The sequence below is a fragment of the Streptomyces sp. NPDC006368 genome, assembly GCF_040612535.1.
Lineage (GTDB): Bacteria > Actinomycetota > Actinomycetes > Streptomycetales > Streptomycetaceae > Streptomyces.
Genome location: NZ_JBEXQK010000028.1, coordinates 26,487 through 43,401, shown reverse-complemented (window position 1 = coordinate 43,401; position 16,915 = coordinate 26,487). Strand labels below are relative to the sequence as shown.

18 protein-coding genes and 1 pseudogene are annotated in these 16,915 nt (G+C 72.6%); 12 read left to right on the top strand and 7 right to left on the bottom strand.

Annotated elements, in window-relative coordinates:
* The first annotated feature begins 251 nt into the window (after positions 1-251).
* The 6 genes from ABZZ38_RS20600 to ABZZ38_RS20575 all read left to right on the top strand — a co-directional run bounded on the left by ABZZ38_RS20600 (position 252) and on the right by ABZZ38_RS20575 (position 5,454).
* Entirely contained in the window at positions 252-839 is a 588-nt protein-coding gene (locus ABZZ38_RS20600; protein ID WP_356741823.1) for a hypothetical protein, read from the top strand.
* Between the two features lie 295 nt (positions 840-1,134).
* Positions 1,135-1,641 carry a hypothetical protein gene (locus ABZZ38_RS20595; RefSeq protein WP_356741821.1) on the top strand — a complete coding sequence of 169 codons (507 nt, stop codon included), beginning with the start codon at positions 1,135-1,137 and terminating at the stop codon, positions 1,639-1,641.
* A 75-nt stretch (positions 1,642-1,716) separates the two neighbouring features.
* Positions 1,717-2,133, top strand: a complete 417-nt coding sequence (locus ABZZ38_RS20590; protein WP_356741819.1) for a CBS domain-containing protein — start codon at positions 1,717-1,719, stop codon at positions 2,131-2,133.
* 532 nt (positions 2,134-2,665) lie between these two features.
* Positions 2,666-2,893, top strand: a complete 228-nt coding sequence (locus ABZZ38_RS20585) for a DUF5133 domain-containing protein (protein ID WP_356741817.1) — start codon at positions 2,666-2,668, stop codon at positions 2,891-2,893.
* Positions 2,894-3,547: 654 nt separating this feature from the next.
* Complete coding sequence (locus ABZZ38_RS20580; protein ID WP_356741815.1) at positions 3,548-4,057, top strand: ATP-binding protein; 510 nt, start codon at positions 3,548-3,550, stop codon at positions 4,055-4,057.
* Positions 4,058-4,224: 167 nt separating this feature from the next.
* Complete coding sequence (locus tag ABZZ38_RS20575) at positions 4,225-5,454, top strand: cation:proton antiporter (RefSeq protein ID WP_356741813.1); 1,230 nt, start codon at positions 4,225-4,227, stop codon at positions 5,452-5,454.
* Between the two features lie 262 nt (positions 5,455-5,716).
* On the opposite strand, the gene ABZZ38_RS20570 is transcribed toward ABZZ38_RS20575, so the two are convergent.
* The 3 genes from ABZZ38_RS20570 to ABZZ38_RS20560 form a co-directional block, all read right to left on the bottom strand.
* Positions 5,717-6,025, bottom strand: coding sequence for a hypothetical protein (locus ABZZ38_RS20570; RefSeq protein ID WP_356741811.1), 309 nt, complete (start codon positions 6,023-6,025; stop codon positions 5,717-5,719).
* 128 nt (positions 6,026-6,153) lie between these two features.
* Entirely contained in the window at positions 6,154-7,038 is an 885-nt protein-coding gene (locus ABZZ38_RS20565) for a YegS/Rv2252/BmrU family lipid kinase (protein WP_356741809.1), read from the bottom strand.
* Between the two features lie 64 nt (positions 7,039-7,102).
* A complete protein-coding gene (locus tag ABZZ38_RS20560; RefSeq protein WP_356741807.1) occupies positions 7,103-8,713 on the bottom strand; it encodes an FAD-binding oxidoreductase in 1,611 nt (536 codons plus the stop codon).
* A gap of 72 nt (positions 8,714-8,785) precedes the next feature.
* On the opposite strand from ABZZ38_RS20560, the gene ABZZ38_RS20555 reads away from it, so the two are divergent.
* The 3 genes from ABZZ38_RS20555 to ABZZ38_RS20545 all read left to right on the top strand — a co-directional run bounded on the left by ABZZ38_RS20555 (position 8,786) and on the right by ABZZ38_RS20545 (position 11,382).
* Positions 8,786-9,385 (top strand): TetR/AcrR family transcriptional regulator, encoded by a 600-nt coding sequence (locus ABZZ38_RS20555; RefSeq protein ID WP_356741805.1) that lies wholly within the window; start codon positions 8,786-8,788, stop codon positions 9,383-9,385.
* A complete protein-coding gene (locus tag ABZZ38_RS20550; protein ID WP_356741803.1) occupies positions 9,382-10,998 on the top strand; it encodes a glycerol-3-phosphate dehydrogenase/oxidase in 1,617 nt (538 codons plus the stop codon). The genes ABZZ38_RS20555 and ABZZ38_RS20550 overlap by 4 nt, the downstream gene beginning before the upstream one ends.
* Before the next feature lie 207 nt (positions 10,999-11,205).
* The gene (locus tag ABZZ38_RS20545; protein WP_356741799.1) at positions 11,206-11,382 is read left to right on the top strand and encodes a hypothetical protein; all 177 of its coding nucleotides are present in this window, start codon (positions 11,206-11,208) and stop codon (positions 11,380-11,382) included.
* 131 nt (positions 11,383-11,513) lie between these two features.
* Here the strand turns inward: ABZZ38_RS20545 and ABZZ38_RS20540 are convergent, their stop codons facing one another.
* On the bottom strand, positions 11,514-11,945 hold the full coding sequence (locus tag ABZZ38_RS20540; RefSeq protein WP_356741796.1) for a DUF6003 family protein: 432 nt from the start codon (positions 11,943-11,945) through the stop codon (positions 11,514-11,516).
* 203 nt (positions 11,946-12,148) lie between these two features.
* Positions 12,149-12,403 carry a DUF5133 domain-containing protein gene (locus ABZZ38_RS20535; protein WP_356741794.1) on the bottom strand — a complete coding sequence of 85 codons (255 nt, stop codon included), beginning with the start codon at positions 12,401-12,403 and terminating at the stop codon, positions 12,149-12,151.
* 233 nt (positions 12,404-12,636) lie between these two features.
* On the opposite strand from ABZZ38_RS20535, the pseudogene ABZZ38_RS20530 reads away from it, so the two are divergent.
* Both ABZZ38_RS20530 and ABZZ38_RS20525 read left to right on the top strand, forming a co-directional pair.
* Positions 12,637-13,161 (top strand): annotated as a pseudogene (locus ABZZ38_RS20530) (transposase); the annotation flags it as partial.
* A gap of 90 nt (positions 13,162-13,251) precedes the next feature.
* Positions 13,252-13,758, top strand: a complete 507-nt coding sequence (locus tag ABZZ38_RS20525; RefSeq protein ID WP_356741792.1) for a DUF6624 domain-containing protein — start codon at positions 13,252-13,254, stop codon at positions 13,756-13,758.
* A gap of 78 nt (positions 13,759-13,836) precedes the next feature.
* Here the strand turns inward: ABZZ38_RS20525 and ABZZ38_RS20520 are convergent, their stop codons facing one another.
* Together ABZZ38_RS20520 and ABZZ38_RS20515 are read right to left on the bottom strand one after the other, a co-directional pair.
* Complete coding sequence (locus tag ABZZ38_RS20520) at positions 13,837-14,400, bottom strand: DUF6328 family protein (protein ID WP_356741790.1); 564 nt, start codon at positions 14,398-14,400, stop codon at positions 13,837-13,839.
* Between the two features lie 224 nt (positions 14,401-14,624).
* On the bottom strand, positions 14,625-15,188 hold the full coding sequence (locus ABZZ38_RS20515; RefSeq protein ID WP_356741787.1) for a hemerythrin domain-containing protein: 564 nt from the start codon (positions 15,186-15,188) through the stop codon (positions 14,625-14,627).
* Positions 15,189-15,657: 469 nt separating this feature from the next.
* On the opposite strand from ABZZ38_RS20515, the gene ABZZ38_RS20510 reads away from it, so the two are divergent.
* Positions 15,658-16,509: an RNA polymerase sigma factor SigF gene (locus ABZZ38_RS20510; RefSeq protein ID WP_356741785.1), complete on the top strand. Its 852-nt coding sequence runs from the start codon at positions 15,658-15,660 to the stop codon at positions 16,507-16,509.
* Positions 16,510-16,915 lie beyond the last annotated feature (406 nt).

Below are 16,915 nucleotides of genomic sequence, written 5' to 3'. Positions count from 1 at the left end.
GGGACCGCCCCGGCCGGTGGACGGGGTGCGACTGCGGAAGGCCGGCGGACCGCGCGTTAGGGTCTTCCGGCGTCACCGCGCCCGGTGGCGCTCACGGAACAGAGGGGGAGTTCGTGGCCGGCACGCCACCATCGCAGGGGGACAACCCGTACGCGCCGCAGTTCATACCGCAGCCCGTGCCGCGGGAGCCCGGCGGTTCGTACCCGCCGCCCGGGGCACCCGCCTGCCGCATCTGCGGAGCGATGCCCGCCATGGCCGCGACCGTCCGCGGTCATCAGGGCATCGTGGTCCTGATGCGGTTCCCGAGTCTGCGCGGGCCGTTCTGCCGTGGCTGCGGGCTGGCCACCGTACGGGGCATGTCGGCCAGGACCCTGTGGCAGGGCTGGTGGAGCCCGCTGTCCATCGTCATCACGCCGATCACGCTGCTCCTGAACCTGGGCCCGTGGCGCGCCTTCCGTGAACTCGCCGCCCCCGCCGCGGGATTCCGGCCCCCGCTCGCCCCGGGAAAGCCGCTGACGCGCCGCCCCGAGGCGATGCTCTTCCTCGTGCCCATGGTGCTCATGGCCGTGGTGATCCCCGTCCTGCTGGTGACCGGTCCTCTGACCGGTGACGACTCCGCCGGTGCCCGCACCCTCCCGGTCGGCGCGTGCGTGCACAACGAGGGCGACTGGTCGCAGCAGGACCTCCGGGTCACCGACTGCGGCGCGCCCGACGCCCAGTACGAGGTGACCCGGCGCCTGGAACAGCCCGGCGACAGGTGCGGGGACGGCGAGTACTACGCCGACCTCCAGTACGGCCCCGGCGGCACCACCGTCTCCTGCCTGCGCGCTGTGCGGTGACGCCTCAACCCACAGTGCCGTAAAGCCCTTTCATGCTGGTCATCAGCTCCTCGGGACAGCCTCGACGGAGAACGCCTTCGCGTCGTGGCCACGACGATCAGCGCGGCCGGCTCGCTCCGGTGCCACCGGTACACCCGTGAGGACACCTGGACCGGCGGGAGGCAGGGGACTGCTCCGGGTGATCCGGCAGACCCGCGGGAGGGCTCAGCGAGGCCGGAAAGAGGGTTGCCCCGGCCCTGTCCATCCGATGCGCTGAGGGGATCGGCAAGAGACGGGGTGAGAGCGAGGAGGGGCCGTGGTCAGCGTCCCACAGCGCGTGATGAGCACCGGAGACCGGCCGCAGCCGTGGGCGTACTCGACGCCGGTGGTGTGCGCGTTCGTCTTCGTCGGGGCGGCGGGGCTCCTACCGGTGCTGGGCGTGGCCGGGGGGCTGCGTCATCCCGCCGTCGCCCTGGCCGCTTACTGCGCGCTCACGGCCCTCGCCGGGCTGCGCGCGCGCCCCCCGGCGGCGCCGCTCACCGCGGCGGTGTGCTGGCTCTTCTACGATGGATTCGTCATCCACCAGCGGGGCGAACTGGCTTGGGACGGCGGCATCGACGCCTACCGGGTGGCGCTCCTCGCCACGGCGTCGCTGCTCGGCACGGTGGCCGCCCGGATCGGCCATGCGTACGGCACGGCGGAAGACCACGAGCAGGGTCGGCGGCCCTGTAGTCAGGCGCGAGCACCGGCGGGCGGGCGCTGCGCTGGACGGGCTGACCTCACGAACGACGCGTTAGCGAAGCCCGGGCCCGGGAACACGTAACCCGTCAACGCCCCGGACGGTGACCACGAACCTGTATCACCCGGGGGCCCGAGCTCGAAGGAGGATCGTCACACGATGACGACGGCACGAGAGATCATGACCGAGGGCGCCGAGTGCATCGGTGAGGACGACACCGTACTGGACGCCGCCAAGAAGATGACCCAGCTGGGTGTCGGGGCGCTGCCCATCTGCGGAAACGACAACAAGCTCAAGGGCATGCTCACCGACCGGGACATCGTCGTGAAGGTTCTCGGTGCCGGCAAGGACCCGGCGAGCTGTAAGGCCGGCGAGCTGGCCCAGGGCGAAGCGGTGACCATCGGCGCCGACGACGACGTGGACGAGATCCTGCGCACGATGACCCAGCACAAGGTGCGCCGCCTGCCGGTGATCGACGGCCACACCCTCGTCGGTATGGTGGCCCAGGCCGACGTCGCCAGGGCCGTGCCGGACCCGAAGGTGGGCGATCTGCTGGAGGCTCTGTCGACGGACTGACCCGCCGCCATCCGATCCACTCAGGCCCTGGCCGGCTGCGACCGGCCAGGGCCTTGGCGTGCCCTCCTCCAGGCCGTCGAGCCGGGCCCGCCCACGGGGCGGCGGCCTTTGTCCGCTGTTCCGTCACAGCCGCCTCCCGTGCCGTGCTTCGTCGGCGCGGTGAAGACCCGCCGCAGCGAGGGGGCGCCGCCGTCCGCCCGACGCGGGAGCCGTCGTATGTGCCTCTCCGGGTGCCACCGGCTTCCCGACCGGGATCGGGCGGCCCGGGGCTGCCCTACGCCGGCGCCGTCATGACCGTCATCCGGGCGCGCCGGTCCACGCACATCCCGTTCTCCCTCGTGCATGCGCCGCCGGTGGGCGGTGTCCGGGTCGGTTTGCGGAGCCGTACTGCCCCGGCCGGGTGCCGAGTCCGGACCGGGGCCGTCGAGGCCGCCCAGAGAGGTTCCGAATCGGGACGCATGCGAGAACCGGTCGGGGGTAGCAGCGGTCTCAACGAGGCGTACGGCGCCTGGTGGTTGAAAGGAGACCTGTTGTGCTGATGGCTCACCCCGCGGTCCTGTCCCAGTTGATCGAGGAGTACGAGTCGCTGACGGCGCTCCACGCGGAGGCCGGCAGCCCGGAAGTCCGTCAGCGCATGGCAGACGTCGCTTACACCCTCTGCGTCTCCACCGGCACGCGGGACGTGGACACGGCCCTCATCGCCGCCCGCCACCGGCTTCCCGGCGCCCGCCCCGAGGACGACTCACTGCTCACCGCCTGACCGCCGGGGCCGGTGCGCAACCGCCCGGTGCGGAACTGCCCCGGCCCCTTGCCGCACGACCGGAGCTCCCGGGCGGGTAACCGGGCGGGCCGCCCCGGCGACCCGTGCAGCCCCGGAGACGGCATGGGCGTACAGCTGCACCACGGGCGCCATCGGCCCCGGCCCCGAGGCGTCCTGCGCCCAGCGGGACCTTTCCTCGTTGGTGACCTCATACCACGGCCCGGGTTCAGGCGCCGCCGCTCCCGCATGCCATGGTGGACGCGCTGCCAGGTCTGCCGCTCCTCACCGGTCAACTTCTCTCCCACCGCCACCCGGTGAGGGGCCCGGCACACCGGCCACGGTTCATCAGCCGGCCACAGCGGCGGCCCCCGGCCGAGCTGTTCCGCGCTCCGGGAACACCCGCCACCGGCCCCAGCAGCGTGGCCGGGCGTACGCACTCCGAGTACCACCTGCGGGGCCTTGCCCGGATGGGTCGTCAGGCCCCGACGGCGCTGATCGACACGGCGTACCCGCAGCCCCGTCAACGACTCGACAGAGCGCGGCACGGCGATCGGCGAGCGGTCGGCGGCCGCCGTGCTCGTCGCGCGCCGCGCCCGAAGACCCTCCCGATGAGCGGGCCGTAACCGTCGTGAGCCGCGTGTCACCGGGTAGGCGATGCGGGGACGAACCGGATCAGGGAGGGCACTGGTGGAACGATCGACAGTACGGGCGGTCGGCTGGGCACGTTCCTTGCCGATCTCCAGCGGAGCGAAGGCGGCCCGGGAGTGGGCGCGGGAACATCTGGAGTCGTTGGGCTGGACCACCAGCGCGCCGGAAACCGTCGACTCGGTTCTGCTCACCGTGTCGGAGCTGGTCACCAACGCGCATGTGCACGCCCGCAGTTCGGCGCAGCTCGTCCTCACCTGGGATCACCGGTGCCTGCACGTCAGCGTGCACGACTCCTCCAGCGAACTGCCCGTGCCCAGGCCCCCGAGTACCGAGCGGCTCGGTGGCCGGGGCATGTTCATCGTCGACGCCCTGGCCGACACGTGGGAGGCCCGGCCCTGCCTGGACGGGAAGACCATCACCGCCTGCTTCCGTCCTCACGGCCCCGGCCTCGCCTCCGACGGTGCCACCTCCGAAGGCCCCGTCTCCGAGGGCCCCGTCTCCGACGGCGCCGAGTGACGCGGCGGACGGCGCGCGACTCCCGCGCTACTGCGCCTGTGTGAGCGACACGGCCAAGAGGCTGACGCGGCGGACCGGGCGGCGGCTCCGGCACCCCCTCCGGCGAGGTGTACCCCTCTAAGCTGCGTACACCTTCGGCAACGCCCGCCCGAAAAGAGCAGGATGCCATGCTGGCCGTCACCGTCATCACGGGCATTCTGCTCACCTGGGTCCTGCTGTCGCGCCGCCTGGCGCGGTGGAGCATCACCGCACCGATCGCCATGCTGGCGGCCGGTATCGCGCTCACCGGCGGCTCGGACCCCGTGCTCCGCTTCGATCTGGACAGGGCCGCCTTCGAGCACGCGGTGGAGGTCGTCCTGGCCCTGATCCTCTTCGCCGACGCGACCGAGATCCCCGCCGGCGTCATCCGCGGGGAGAAGGCCCTCGTCGGGCGCCTGCTCGGCGGCGCGCTGCCGCTGACCCTGGGCGCCGCGTTCCTCACCGGGCTCGCCTTCTTCCCCGAACAGCCGGGATGGACCCTCGCCGTTCTGGCGACCGTGGTCGTCCCGCTGGACCTCGCCCCCACCGCGGCGCTCGTCCGCGACCGAAGAATCCCGGCGCGCCTGCGCGACGTGCTGAACGTCGAAGGCGGCCTGAACGACGGGATCATCTCACCCGTCTTCCTCCTCTGCGTCGCCGTCGGCGTCGAATCGCACACCCGGAGCACCGACTACGGCGAGGCCCTTCTCGAAGCGATCGAAGCGGCGGGCTGGGCGGTCGCGGCCGGGTCCGTCGTCGGCTGCACCACCGGGTGGCTGCTGCGCCGGTCCTGGGAACACGGCTGGGCCCATCACTCGGCCACGAGGATCGGTGTGCTCACCGTCCCCGTGACCGCCTACGCCCTGTCCGTCTCCCTGGGCGGCAACGGCTTCGTCGCCGCCTTCGTCGCCGGTGTCTGCTTCGCGCCGGCCGCACGGCACCTCCCGGCGGACGCCGTGGAGACGACGAACGACCTGGTCACCCTCCTGACCGTCGCCCTATGGTTCCTCTTCGGCCAGATCGTGAACGACGAGTTCTGGGACGGATTCCAGACCTCGGTGGTCCTCTACGCGATCGTCGCCGTCACCCTGGTGCGCATGGTCCCCGTGATGCTGGTGCTCACGGGCAGCGGGCTGCCGACGACCGACCGGCTGTTCCTCGGCTGGCTGGGGCCGAGAGGCGTGTCGTCGATCGTCTTCGGACTGCTCGCGGTCGTCGAGCTGCCCGACCGGAGCGGCGACTTCGTCGCGCGGGTCATGGCGATGACCGTCATGGTCAGCATCGTGCTGCACGGGCTGAGCGCCGAACCGATCGGCCGCTTCTACGGCCGGGGCAAGGGCCCGCCCCGCCCCGACTCCCGCACCGAAGCGGCTTCCTGACCCGGCGGGCGCAAGGACGCGCGGGACGGGGACGCACGGGCGCGCCCTGAGTTCGCGCGGGCGGGGCGGAGGCCCCCCGAGGGCCGGGGGCCCAGCCCGAGGGCGCAGGCGCCGGCGCCCATGGTCTCCGCCGCCGACATCCCAGGTCCGGGGGCTCCACGTCGGGCGGATCCCAGGTCCGGGTTGGAAGCCGGGGCCGGACCAGGGCCGGGGCTGAACGCGGCGCGGGGCCCAGGTCCGGGCGCTGGACCCGCGCCGCACCTCACGGGCGGGGGTTGACGCGGTGCCACTTCGGGCGGGCGTCACTGCCGCGGCGCCCGGCGACGGAGGCACAGCGCGGGCACAGGCGCTGGACGCGGTCCGCCGCCCCGCCGGATTCCGGGATGGCCTCGTGCCAGGGCACTCCGGGCAGGCGCACGAGCTGCGAGCGGCTGAGGGAGAGTCCGCACACCGTCTCGTTCCTGCCGGGCTCCCAGGCGTGTACCTCGCCCGTGGGCAACCGGCGCCGCCCTTCCTCCTCGTCCGTCCACTGCCCGGACGCCGCGACCGCGTAGCTCTTGCGCGCAACCATGGTGAGCGGGTACCTCGGTCAGCGCCCGGCCATGCGCCCCATCGACGTCACCGTGACCGTCTCTCCGACCGACCGACCCGCCGACCGACGCGCCGGGCGGCCCGGGCAGCGGCCCGGTCGGTCCGGCGTCAGCAGAGCACCTTCAGCGCGCCCGGCTGCACCCGTAGGGTGACGGGCAGCGTGGCGTCGACCTCGCCGTCCGCGCCGTACGGGATGTCACGGTCGGCTTCGATACGGATCTCCTTGCCCCGCATCACCTCGACCTCGGGGCGCTTCAGGTGCGCACCGCTCCTCAGCTCGTTCATCATCGCGAAGAACAGGCGCTTGGGGGCGTGCCGGATCACCACGACGTCCAGCACCCCGTCGTCCACCCGCGCACCCGGCGCGATGTTGCGGCCGAACCCGTAGAAACCGGAGTTGGCCGCGACGACCGTGTAGCCGCGTCGTTCGTGTTCGACCCCGTCGACGGTGATCCGGTACGCGGCGGGCCGCCACGACGCGACGGCCCGCAGGCCGCCCGCGTAGTAGGAGGCGGCGCCGCGCAGCAGCCGGGAGGCGTTGGCGTGCCGGTTCGCGACCGCGTCGACGCCCGCGTACACGCTGCCCAGGACGGACGTCCCGGCGGCGTGCACGGCCGACTCGACCCCGATGGTGTCGACCGTGCGCGGCGAGCCGTGCAGCAGGATCTCCGCGAGGGCCGGGGCGTCGGCCGGCAGTCCCAGGGCCCGGGCGAAGTCGTTGCCGCGACCGGCCGGGACGAGCCCGAGTACGGCGTCCGTGCCGCTGAGGGCCCCGCCGACGCCGCCCGCGATCCCGTCACCGCCGACGGCGAGCACGATCCGGCCCTGCGCCCCGGCTTCCCGCGCCAGCTCGCGGGCGTGGTGGAGGCTGCGGCTGTAGCGGGTCTCCAGCCTGGCCCCGCCCTCCCGGATGAGGCGGGCCAGCGGCAGCAGGGCCGCCGTACCGCTGGAACTCCCCGCGGCCGGGTTGACGACGGCGGTGAACTGTCGCATGTGCGCGCCTCCGTAAGGCAGGGCTTGTGGGTCAGCGGTGCGGGGAGCGGTCACCGGTCGGTGATCAGTGGGGGAGTCGCGGTGCGGGGAGGGGGATGAGGATGCCGGGGTTGAGGACACCGGTCGGGTCGAGTTCCGCCTTGACGGCCTGGAGGGCGCGGACGCCGAGCGGCCCGGCCTCGCGCGCGTACCAGTCGCGGTGGTCGGTGCCGACGCCGTGGTGGTGGCTGATCGTGCCTCCGGCCGCCAGGATGGCGTCGTTCGCGGCCCGCTTGGCCGGCGCCCAGTGCGCGACCGGGTCGTCGCCCTGGGCGGAGACGACCGTGAAGTAGAGGGAGGCGCCGTTCTCGTAGACGTGGGAGACGTGACACATGACCAGCGGGGGCGTACCCGCATCGGACAGGGTGGTGGTGAGCGCCTGGCGTACGCCCTCGTACAGCCCCGGGAGGGCCGACCAGAAGGCGGCGGTCTCCAGGGTCTCGGCGAACGCGCCCGCGTCGAGCAGCGCGTCGCGCAGGTAGGGGGCGTTGTAGCGGCCGTGCGCCCAGCGCTCTCCCGGCTCCTCGCCCACGCACTCGCCGCCCGCCGCGAGGAGCACCTCACGGGCGCGGGCCCTGCGGTCCGCGACCTCGACCGCGGTGCCCTCGTACCCGGCGATCGCCATGCAGCCGGCCGCCGCCGGGGCATCGGCGCTGCCGATACGGTCGGGGTGGGCGAGGCCGATGAACGTCTCCGTCTCGTCCGACAGCCGCAGGACCGTCGGGCGCGGCCCGTCCTGGGCGAGTCGGCGCAGGGCGGCGGTACCGGCCTCGAAGGACGGGAAGCGCCACCCCTCGTAGACCCGGGTCTCCGGCAGCGGGCGGACGCGTACGGTCACCGAGGTGATCACCCCGAACGCGCCCTCCGAGCCGAGCAGCAGCTGGCGCAGATCGGGTCCGGCCGCCGAGCGGGGCGCGCGGCCCGTCTCCCAGGTGCCCTCCGGGGTGGCGACGGTGAGGCCCAGCACCATCTCGTCGAAGCGGCCGTAGCCCGCCGACGCCTGGCCGCTGGAGCGCGCCGCGGCGAAGCCCCCGATGGAGGCCCACTCGTACGACTGGGGGAAGTGGCCGAGCGTGAAGCCCCGCTCGTTGAGGAGGGCTTCCGCCCGCGGTGCGCGCAGGCCCGGCTGGAGGGTCGCGGTACGGGAGACCTCGTCCACGGCGAGCAGTCCGTCCAGCCGCCGCAGGTCCAGGGCTACGAAGCGGGCGCGCTCGGGAGCGAGACCGCCGACGACGGAGGTGCCCCCGCCGAACGGGACGGCGGCGACCCCGTGGTCGGCGCAGACGCGCAGGAGGGCCAGCACTTCGTCGTGGCTTCCCGGGAGCAGCACGGCCGCGGGGACGTCGTCGACCTCGCCGGCGCGGATGCGCAGCAGGTCGGGGGTGGATTTGCCGCGGGTGTGCCGGATCCGGCTCTCCGCGTCCGTACGCACGTGCGCCGGGTCGCCGAGGCAGTGGGTGAGGGCGCGGAGCGTCTCGTCGGTGAGCGGTGTGCCGGGGACCGCGATGGCGTCCAGGGAGGCGGCGGCGCCCTCGCGCGGGGTGACGCCGAGCAGGTCGCGCAGGAGGCCGATCACGGTGTCGGGCAGGGGTGCCGCCTTGGCCGGGTCCCCCCAGCCGCTCCACAACATGTCCACTTGGGTTGGTTCCTCACCGTCGGATTCGCGGGTCACGGGCACGCCGCCGTCACTGGCATTACACTGTGACAGATGACGCCCATTCGTCACAACCATGCGGACGCAGACGCCGTCCTCGACGCGGCGCGCGACTGCGTCCTGGCCGTCGGCGTCCGCCGTACGACCCTGACCGACGTGGCCCGCCGCGCCGGCGTCTCCCGTATGACGATCTACCGGCGCTGGCCGGACGTACGGACCCTCGTCGGCGACCTGATGACCCGGGAGTGGATCGGACTCGCCGTCACCACCATGTCGACCACCGATCCCGGCGCCCCGACGCGGCGGAGGCTGGTCGACGGCCTGGTCGCCGGCGTCCGGGCCTTCCGTGACCACCCGCTGTTCCGCAAGATCGTCGACGTGGATCCCGAGCTGCTTCTGCCGTACGTGCTCGACCGCCGCGGCGCCAGCCAGGACGCGCTGCTGGGCCTCATCACCGGGGCCCTGGAGGAGGGGCACGCCGACGGCTCCGTCCGCGTCGCGCACCCCCATCTCCAGGCGCGCTCACTGCTGCTCGTCGTCCAGTCCTTCACGCTCTCGCTGCGCACGATGACCGACGAGGCCGACGCCGAACTCGGCGAGGCCGCCTTCCTCGGCGAACTGCGGACCCTTCTGGAGAGGACCCTCACCCCATGAGCCTCCGCCCGCCCGGCCCCGCCGCACCCTTCGTCCGCGAGACACCCGCCACCCGCGGTGCGCCGTCGTCGCTGAACGCGGCGCGCCGCAGCCGAGAACTGGCCGAACTCGCCGACGGAGCCCAGGTCGACGTCCTGGTCGTCGGCCTCGGCGCGACCGGGGCCGGCGCCGCGCTCGACGCCGCGTCACGGGGCCTGACCGTCGCCGCGATCGACGCCCACGACCTGGCGTTCGGCACCTCGCGCTGGAGCTCCAAGCTCATCCATGGAGGCCTGCGCTACCTCGCCACCGGACAGCTCGACATCGCCCACGAGAGCGCCGTCGAACGCGGCATCCTCATGGAGCGCACCGCCCCCCACCTGGTGGCCGCGCAGCCGTTCGTCCTGCCGCTGACCCCCCTGGTCTCCCGCGCCCAGGCGGCTCTCGCCCGGGCCGGCTTCCGCGCGGGCGACCTCCTGCGGGCCTCAGCCCGTACCTCCCGCTCCACCCTGCCCGCCCCGCGCACCCTCTCCGCGGTGGAGACCCGGCACATGGCACCCGCGCTCCGGTCGACCGGCCTGCGCGGGGGGCTCCTCTCCTGGGACGGTCAACTCGCCGACGACGCACGGCTGGTGACCGCCATCGCCCGTACGGCGGCGGCGCACGGCGCCCGCGTCCTCACCCGCACCCGGGCCCTCGCCCTCGACGGAGGCGGCGCCCGCGTCCGCGACGAACTCACCGGCGAGGAACTGCGTGTCACGGCCCGCGCCGTCATCAACGCGACCGGGGTCTGGGCGGGCGGCCTCGTCGACGACATCCGGCTCAGGCCCTCCCGGGGCACCCACCTCGTGCTGCGCTCCCAGGACCTCGGCGGCCTCACCGCCGGCATGCACATCCCCATCCCCGGCGAGGCCAACCGGTTCGTCCTCGTCCTGCCGCAGGGCGACGGCCGGGTGTACGTGGGCCTGACCGACGAACCGGTCGACGGCGACATCCCGGACGTTCCCGACGTGCCCGAGACCGACATCGGGTTCCTCCTCGACGTCCTCGGCTCCGCCCTCGACGTCTCCCTCGGCCGGGACGACGTGATCGGCGCCTTCGCCGGACTCCGCCCCCTGCTCGACACCTCCGGGCCGGGCGGCACGGGCCGGACCGCCGACATCTCCCGCAGGCACGCGGTGCTGACGTCGGCCGAGGGCGTCACCACCGTCGTCGGCGGCAAGCTCACCACCTACCGGCGCATGGCGCAGGACGCCGTGGACGCGGCCGTCACCGCCCGCGGCCTCACCGCGGGAGCCTGCCGCACCGCCTCCCTGCCGCTGGTCGGCGCCGCCCGCCCCGGGACGCTCGCCTCACTCGACGCGCCCCGGCGTCTGGTACGCCGCTACGGCACCGAGGCCCCGGCCGTCCACGCACTCGGGCTCGCCGACCCGGCCCTCGCCCGCCCGGTCGTACCCGGCCACCCGGTCACCGGGGCCGAACTCCTGTGGGCGGTACGCCACGAGGGCGCCCTCGACGAGTCGGACGTCCTCGACCGCCGGACCCGGATCGGCCTGGTCCCGCACGACCGCGAGGCGGCGCGGGCCGCCGCCCGGGACGCGTTGGAACGCCCGGCCGGGCAGCTCACGTCGTAGCGCCGGCGACAGGCGACAGGCGACAGGTGACCGGCGACCGGCCATGGGCCACCGCGACCGGATACCGGTGTGTGGCGCGCTGCCGGTGCGGGGGAGCGGGGTGAGTGGGGGAGTGGGGCGCCGACGTCCTCATGCGGCTTTGTCCCGCCGGTGTCTGACGGAGCGCAGGGCGGGCACACGGGTGTCACCACTCGAAGGGAGCACTCCATGCTCGGTATGGCCGCGGCGGTGTTGTTCTTCATCGCGTTCCTGATCAACGCCGCCGACATCACGACGAACGACGTCTTCTCGTCCGGCAACGTCATGCTCCTCGGCCTGACGCTGCTGGCCCTGCACATCGCCGGGATCGGAAGCGGCTGGGCCCGCCGGCCCGGCAGACGGTGACCGGCGCGGCAGCCCCGGGTGCGGTCACCCAGGGCTGAACGGAGCGGCGCTGTGGGGGCGGGAACCTCCTCACAGCGCCGCTCCGCGTTTCGTGGACGTGCGCGGGCCGCGCGCGAGGTGCGGCGCCGTCGTCAGGCGCCGCTGCCGGCGACGGCGGTCACGGTCGCCGGGTCCTCGCCGGTCAACTCCACGATGCGGTGGGGCGGTACACCGGCGGCCAGCGCCCGCCCGAGGAGCGCGTCCCGTCCCTCCGCGCAGTCACGGTAGGCCAGCAGCTCCTCCTCGACCCGCGCGACGGCCTCCGGCACGACGGCGTGACGCACGAGGCTGAGCTCCTCTTCACTCAGCGGCACCGGCAGCCGCTCCGCCCGCTCGGGGATGGCGGCCGTCTCCTCGGGCGGGAGCACCCGCAGCTCGGGAGAGGTCACCGTGGCGCCGTGCGCGTCGAGCCAGGCCCGTACCGCGGGAGTCTCCAGGCAGGCGAGGTCCCCGATCGTGGCCGGCGGCACGCCGAGCGGCGCGGCGGCGTCGTCCAGGAGGAACAGGTAGGCGTCATCGGTCATGCTCGGCTCCTTGAGGGGGGTGGTCGGGCTGAACGCCGTCCGTTTACCCCGCCGCCGTCGGACCACCACAGCGCCCCGCGGGGAGTGAGCCAACCGGGGGATCCAGTCGGCCGGACCCCGGCCGATCGGAGCCCGTCGAGCTGCAATCGGCCGCTCGGGACCGCGCGAACCGGGACCCGACGGGCCGGACCTGTCCGGGACGGTCAGGCGACGACGGTGATGTCGTCCTGGACGGCCGCTTCGCGCGCCGGGTGGGCCCGTCGCGGCTCGGCCAGTATCGCGTCCGCCGCGGCGAGCGCGTCGGCGAGCTCCCGTGTGCCGGTCATGACGCACAACGAGTAGCTGATGTCGTCCAGCTCTCGCTGGAGAGCGGGGTCATGGCGGTGCACGAGCGTGATCCTCACGTCGGCGAAGCGTGCGAGAAGCGTCCTCAGCTCACGCGGATCCGGCAGCAGCACGGTGTCACATCCTCCCCTGGTCACATGCGAGGTGCGCCTTCCCCGTCCTCCCGCATCCATTCCCCTCAAACCGGTCCGTTCTCCTGGAGGGGGGGCCGTGGAATCCTCACCCACCGCGTGTCGTCGTGGCGGGCGAACCGTCCGAGAGATGAGGGAAGCCCGTGAGCGACACGTGCCGAGTTCGGCACGGCCGCCGAGCGCTGGGGCCGCTCGCGTCTGTTCTTCGACGCGAACAGCACCGCCCCGACGAGGGGCTGGGACGCTCCCGGGGCGGCCTGACCTGCAAGATCCACCTTGCCGGGGAAGGCGGACGCCGGCCCCTGGGCCTGCTGATCACCCCGGGCCAGTGGGGCGATGCCCCGCAGCTCATCCCTGTCATGGAACGCATCCGGGTAGGCCGGCTCGGCGGTGGACGCTCGCGCCCCGGCCGGGCCATCTCGGCGGCGACAAGGCGTATTCCTCCCGCCGCAACCGCCGCTACCTGGCGACGGCAGTTCATGCACACCATCCCCGAGCCGAAGAGCCGGCGGGCCGACCGAAAGCGCCGCGGGAGCCATGGCGGGCGGCCCACCGGTTTCGACAAGACGATCTACAAGCGCAGGAACGAAGACGAGCGGACGATCAACGCCCTCAAGAACTTCCGCGCCGTGGCCACGAGATTCGATAAGCGTGCCTGCGTCTGCCGCGACACCGTTGCAGCGATCCGGCTCTGGCTCCGGGCATGGATCCATTATCCAGGTACGGAGAGGTGCCTGTAACCGTTCTCCGGAATGATCTTTACGCCTGGTTTGCGCCTTTAAGGTTGCCGTCGACGAGCACAACGCACCGACGTGACCAGGGAGTCGAGAGTGACGCACGACGTTGCCGCGCTGGCGGTTGAACTCACCGACATGGCCGTGGCGGATCACCAGTCCTCAGTCCACGCGAACAGCGATGACCCAGCCGAGCAGTTGGCGTGGCGCCGGCTGACCGCACGGCACGGTGACCGACTCGGCGAGATCATGGACCGGTACGGCTGGCCGACTGCGGAACTGGTCGGCGAGGAAGCCGCCCGCGCGGCATGGCTGGTCGCCCAGCACGCTGACCGGCAGCTCGACGTCCAGCGGCGCGCCCTCCAACTGATGGAGCAGGCGGTGTCGGCAGGCTCGGCCAGTCCGCGCGAGCTGGCCTTTCTTCGCGACCGCACGCTGGTCAATGAGGGCCGCAAACAGATCTACGGCACCCAGATCGCCGGCGTGAAGGATGGGTCGCCGATTCCGTGGCCCTGTGAAGAGCCCGAGCGCATGGACGAACTTCGTGCGGAAGTCGGCATCGAGCCCTTCGACGAGTACGTTGCCAAGTTCGCGATGACCTGACACCCAGTCCTCAGTCGCGTCCCGTGGATCATTGCCCAAGGCGCACCTGCCATGGGGCAATGATCCGCCCGACACGCCTTAGTCCTGTTCCCGGCCCAGGCGTCGCGTGGAGCGCCGACGGAGCCACAAAGGCAGGGCGTACCAGCACAGCCCGAACCAGAGCATCACCCCACCGACCAGTAGCTCGGCCAGGAGGTCCGACACCACGACGTGGAGGATGAGCAGCAGAGCGCAGCCGATGGTCAGGGCGAGCAGCACCATGCCGCACATCATCAGCCGGTGCGCGGTCTCCACCAGATCGTCCTTCATGCGCTGGCCGGACAGGATGCGGTGGATGGACACCGGGGCTATCAGCGCGGCGGTGGCCGACGCCCCGAGAACCACGGTGATGACGTAGACGACGTGGTCGAACGTGTCCAGGGTCCGGAACTGCGGCGTGAAGGCGACACTCAGCAGGAAGCCGAAAAGGATCTGCACGCCGGTCTGGGCGACCCGCGTCTCCTGAAGGATCTCGTTCCACCTGCGGTTGACGCGCTCCCGCGCGGATTCCGGCTGCTTCTCCTCTGCTGACGTGTCTCTGTCGGCGCAGGTGGGGCACCGGTCTGCCCCCGCCGGGTCCACCGGCTGCTTGGTCATGGTCATGGCGGTCCTCCCCTTCGGGACGTCCATATGCCCGCTCAGCCCGCTCGCATGCGGCACGGAGCCGAGCGGCCCCGGGCCGGGAGGGGTCCCGGGCCCGGAGGGGTCCTGGAGTCGGAGAGGCCCCGAAGCGGTACGGAGGAGCGCACGCGGCCGGCCGCCCCGCCGTGGACAGCGCGATGGCCCCGGCACGCGGTGCCGGGGCCATGCTGGGGCGAAGCGGCCGGTCAGCCCTGCTTGCCGCGGCCGGTGAGCATGTCGCGCATCCGGTCGACCAGGCCGGCGCCCGGGGCGAGGAGTTTGTTCGCCGGCGGGGTGTCCGGCGCGGAGGGGTGCGGGCGGGTGGGTGCGGTCTTCTTGGCGGAGCGCACCTTCTCGCCCAGCTTCTCCAGCGCCTCGGCGGAGCACGACTCGGCCAGCAGGGGGAACAGCCGGTTCTCCTCGTCCGTGACGTGCGCGGAGACGGTCGTCCTCAGCTGCGTGATCAACGTGTCGAAGCGGGCGTCACCGGCCTCGCAGCCTTCCAGCTCCTTGAGCATGCGCTCCACTTCGCCGTGGTCGGCGATCTCCTTGTCGGCGAGGTCGTCACCGCCGTCGACGTAGCGGCGCACCGTCGGGTACAAATACTCCTCCTCGGCCACCGCGTGGCGGATCAGCTCAATGGTCAGCTCGTCCGCGAGATCACGCCGCTTCTCGTCCCCGGCGGGCAGTGCTTCGATCTGCGCGAAGAGAGAGTCCACCTCACGGTGGTCCGTGGTCAGTTCCTGGATGACGTTCCCGCCGTGTCCCATGATCAGCTGCTCCTTCTCGTCTCGTGGCCTGTTCGTGTGTCCGGTGGCCGTGCCCGGCGTGCCCGGCGTGGGCGGCCGTCGCGCCCCGCGTGTGCCCCTGAGCAGTGGCGGCACACGCCGGACGGACCGCTTCCTCGTATGCGCCTCCATGCCCACCGCGCACGGCCACGGGGCCGAACAGACGAGCAGATGCCTCGGCACCCGCCTGGCATCGATCCCACGCGGCACACCGGAAAAGAACACGGGTCCGGCCCTATCACCCATGTGGCGGGCCCCGGCAAGGGCGAGCGGCCGAGAGGGCGGACGGCCTGTTTCTCCTGACGCCGAACGCTGGAAAAACGCGTTACGGCGCCGGTTCGCAGCAGTCGGAAAAAAACTTGCACATACTTCGATTAGAGCTGGGTAGGCGGGCTGACGTCGGTCCGCAGCAGGAGAAACGGGCCGGTTTACTGCGAGGGAGGGATGAGGCATGACTGCGACGACGATTTCGCGCACACATGTTGACCACGGTTCCGCTGAGCTGCCTGAGATCGTCGATCCGCGGAAGGTCACGCCGAAGGACGCGCGGGCGATGTCGAGGCAGTTCTTCGACCAGCTGGCCGTTCTCGAAGAGGGCACGCACCGGTACCAGTACGTGCGCAACACGCTCATTGAGATGAACATGTCCCTCGTGCGGTACGCGGCCGGCCGCTTCCGGAGCCGCGGCGCGGACGAGATGGAGGACATCGTCCAGGTCGGCATGATCGGCCTCATCAAGGCCATCGACCGCTTCGAGCTGACCCGCGAGGTCGAGTTCACCACCTTCGCCGTGCCCTACATCGTCGGCGAGATCAAGCGGTTCTTCCGCGACACGTCCTGGGCCGTCCACGTGCCGCGCCGCCTCCAGGAAGCGCGCGTCGAGCTCGCCCGGGCCACCGAGGAGCTGCGCACCCGCCTGGGACGCACACCGACGGTCAAGGAGCTGGCCGAGCTGATGAGCCTGACCGAGGAGGAGGTCATCGAGGCCCGGCTGGCCTCCAACGGCTACAACTCCTCCTCCCTGGACGCCGCCATCAACGGCGACGAGGACGGGGAGGCGGCCCTGGCCGACTTCATCGGCGCCGAAGACCCCGCCATGGAGCTGGTCGAGGACTTCCACTCCCTGGCCCCGCTGATCGCCGAGCTGAACGAGCGCGACCGGCAGATCATCCACCTCCGGTTCGTCGAGGAACTCACCCAGTCCCAGATCGGTGAACGCCTCGGCTGCTCGCAGATGCACGTCTCCCGCCTGCTGTCGCGCACGCTGGCCCGTCTGCGCGAGGGCCTGCTCACGACCCGCTGAGCCGCCACACTCCTTGCGGCACCGGCCCCCAGCCCCCACGGGCTGGGGGCCGGTGTCACGTCCGCAACCGGTGCCCGCGCCCGAGCCAAGCCCGTGCCCACGTTCAGGTCCCGGCCCAGTGCCCGAGCTCGTCCGTGCCCGGGTCCGTGTTCGTCTCCGGGTCCGTGTTCGTATCGGGTCGGCCGGTGCCGACCTCCGGCCGGCCGGCGTCTTCCCCGGTTCGTATCCGGACGGTCAAGAATTCGCCCACAATGGGCATGGGCTGGTCCCGCCGGGGGTGGGTGTGCAACGCTTCGAGGAAGCCAGCCCTGGTCTGGCGGGAGCCCCCGCGCTGTCCCAGGGCCACTTCGTGGCCGGGGCCCGGTGCGGGTTGTCTTGCTTGGCTGCGCGCGGTCCGACGCCGCGC

What these genes read in the sequence shown, in the direction of transcription:
- ABZZ38_RS20580 (WP_356741815.1), top strand. Translation starts at nt 3,548, where the DNA reads ATGCGGGGACGAACCGGATCAGGGAGGGCACTGGTGGAACGATCGACA.
- ABZZ38_RS20510 (WP_356741785.1), top strand. Translation starts at nt 15,658, where the DNA reads ATGACTGCGACGACGATTTCGCGCACACATGTTGACCACGGTTCCGCT.
- ABZZ38_RS20570 (WP_356741811.1), bottom strand. Translation starts at nt 6,025, where the DNA reads ATGGTTGCGCGCAAGAGCTACGCGGTCGCGGCGTCCGGGCAGTGGACG.
- ABZZ38_RS20515 (WP_356741787.1), bottom strand. Translation starts at nt 15,188, where the DNA reads ATGGGACACGGCGGGAACGTCATCCAGGAACTGACCACGGACCACCGT.
- ABZZ38_RS20540 (WP_356741796.1), bottom strand. Translation starts at nt 11,945, where the DNA reads ATGACCGATGACGCCTACCTGTTCCTCCTGGACGACGCCGCCGCGCCG.
- ABZZ38_RS20600 (WP_356741823.1), top strand. Translation starts at nt 252, where the DNA reads ATGGCCGCGACCGTCCGCGGTCATCAGGGCATCGTGGTCCTGATGCGG.
- ABZZ38_RS20565 (WP_356741809.1), bottom strand. Translation starts at nt 7,038, where the DNA reads ATGCGACAGTTCACCGCCGTCGTCAACCCGGCCGCGGGGAGTTCCAGC.
- ABZZ38_RS20555 (WP_356741805.1), top strand. Translation starts at nt 8,786, where the DNA reads ATGACGCCCATTCGTCACAACCATGCGGACGCAGACGCCGTCCTCGAC.
- ABZZ38_RS20545 (WP_356741799.1), top strand. Translation starts at nt 11,206, where the DNA reads ATGCTCGGTATGGCCGCGGCGGTGTTGTTCTTCATCGCGTTCCTGATC.
- ABZZ38_RS20575 (WP_356741813.1), top strand. Translation starts at nt 4,225, where the DNA reads ATGCTGGCCGTCACCGTCATCACGGGCATTCTGCTCACCTGGGTCCTG.
- ABZZ38_RS20520 (WP_356741790.1), bottom strand. Translation starts at nt 14,400, where the DNA reads ATGACCATGACCAAGCAGCCGGTGGACCCGGCGGGGGCAGACCGGTGC.
- ABZZ38_RS20590 (WP_356741819.1), top strand. Translation starts at nt 1,717, where the DNA reads ATGACGACGGCACGAGAGATCATGACCGAGGGCGCCGAGTGCATCGGT.
- ABZZ38_RS20550 (WP_356741803.1), top strand. Translation starts at nt 9,382, where the DNA reads ATGAGCCTCCGCCCGCCCGGCCCCGCCGCACCCTTCGTCCGCGAGACA.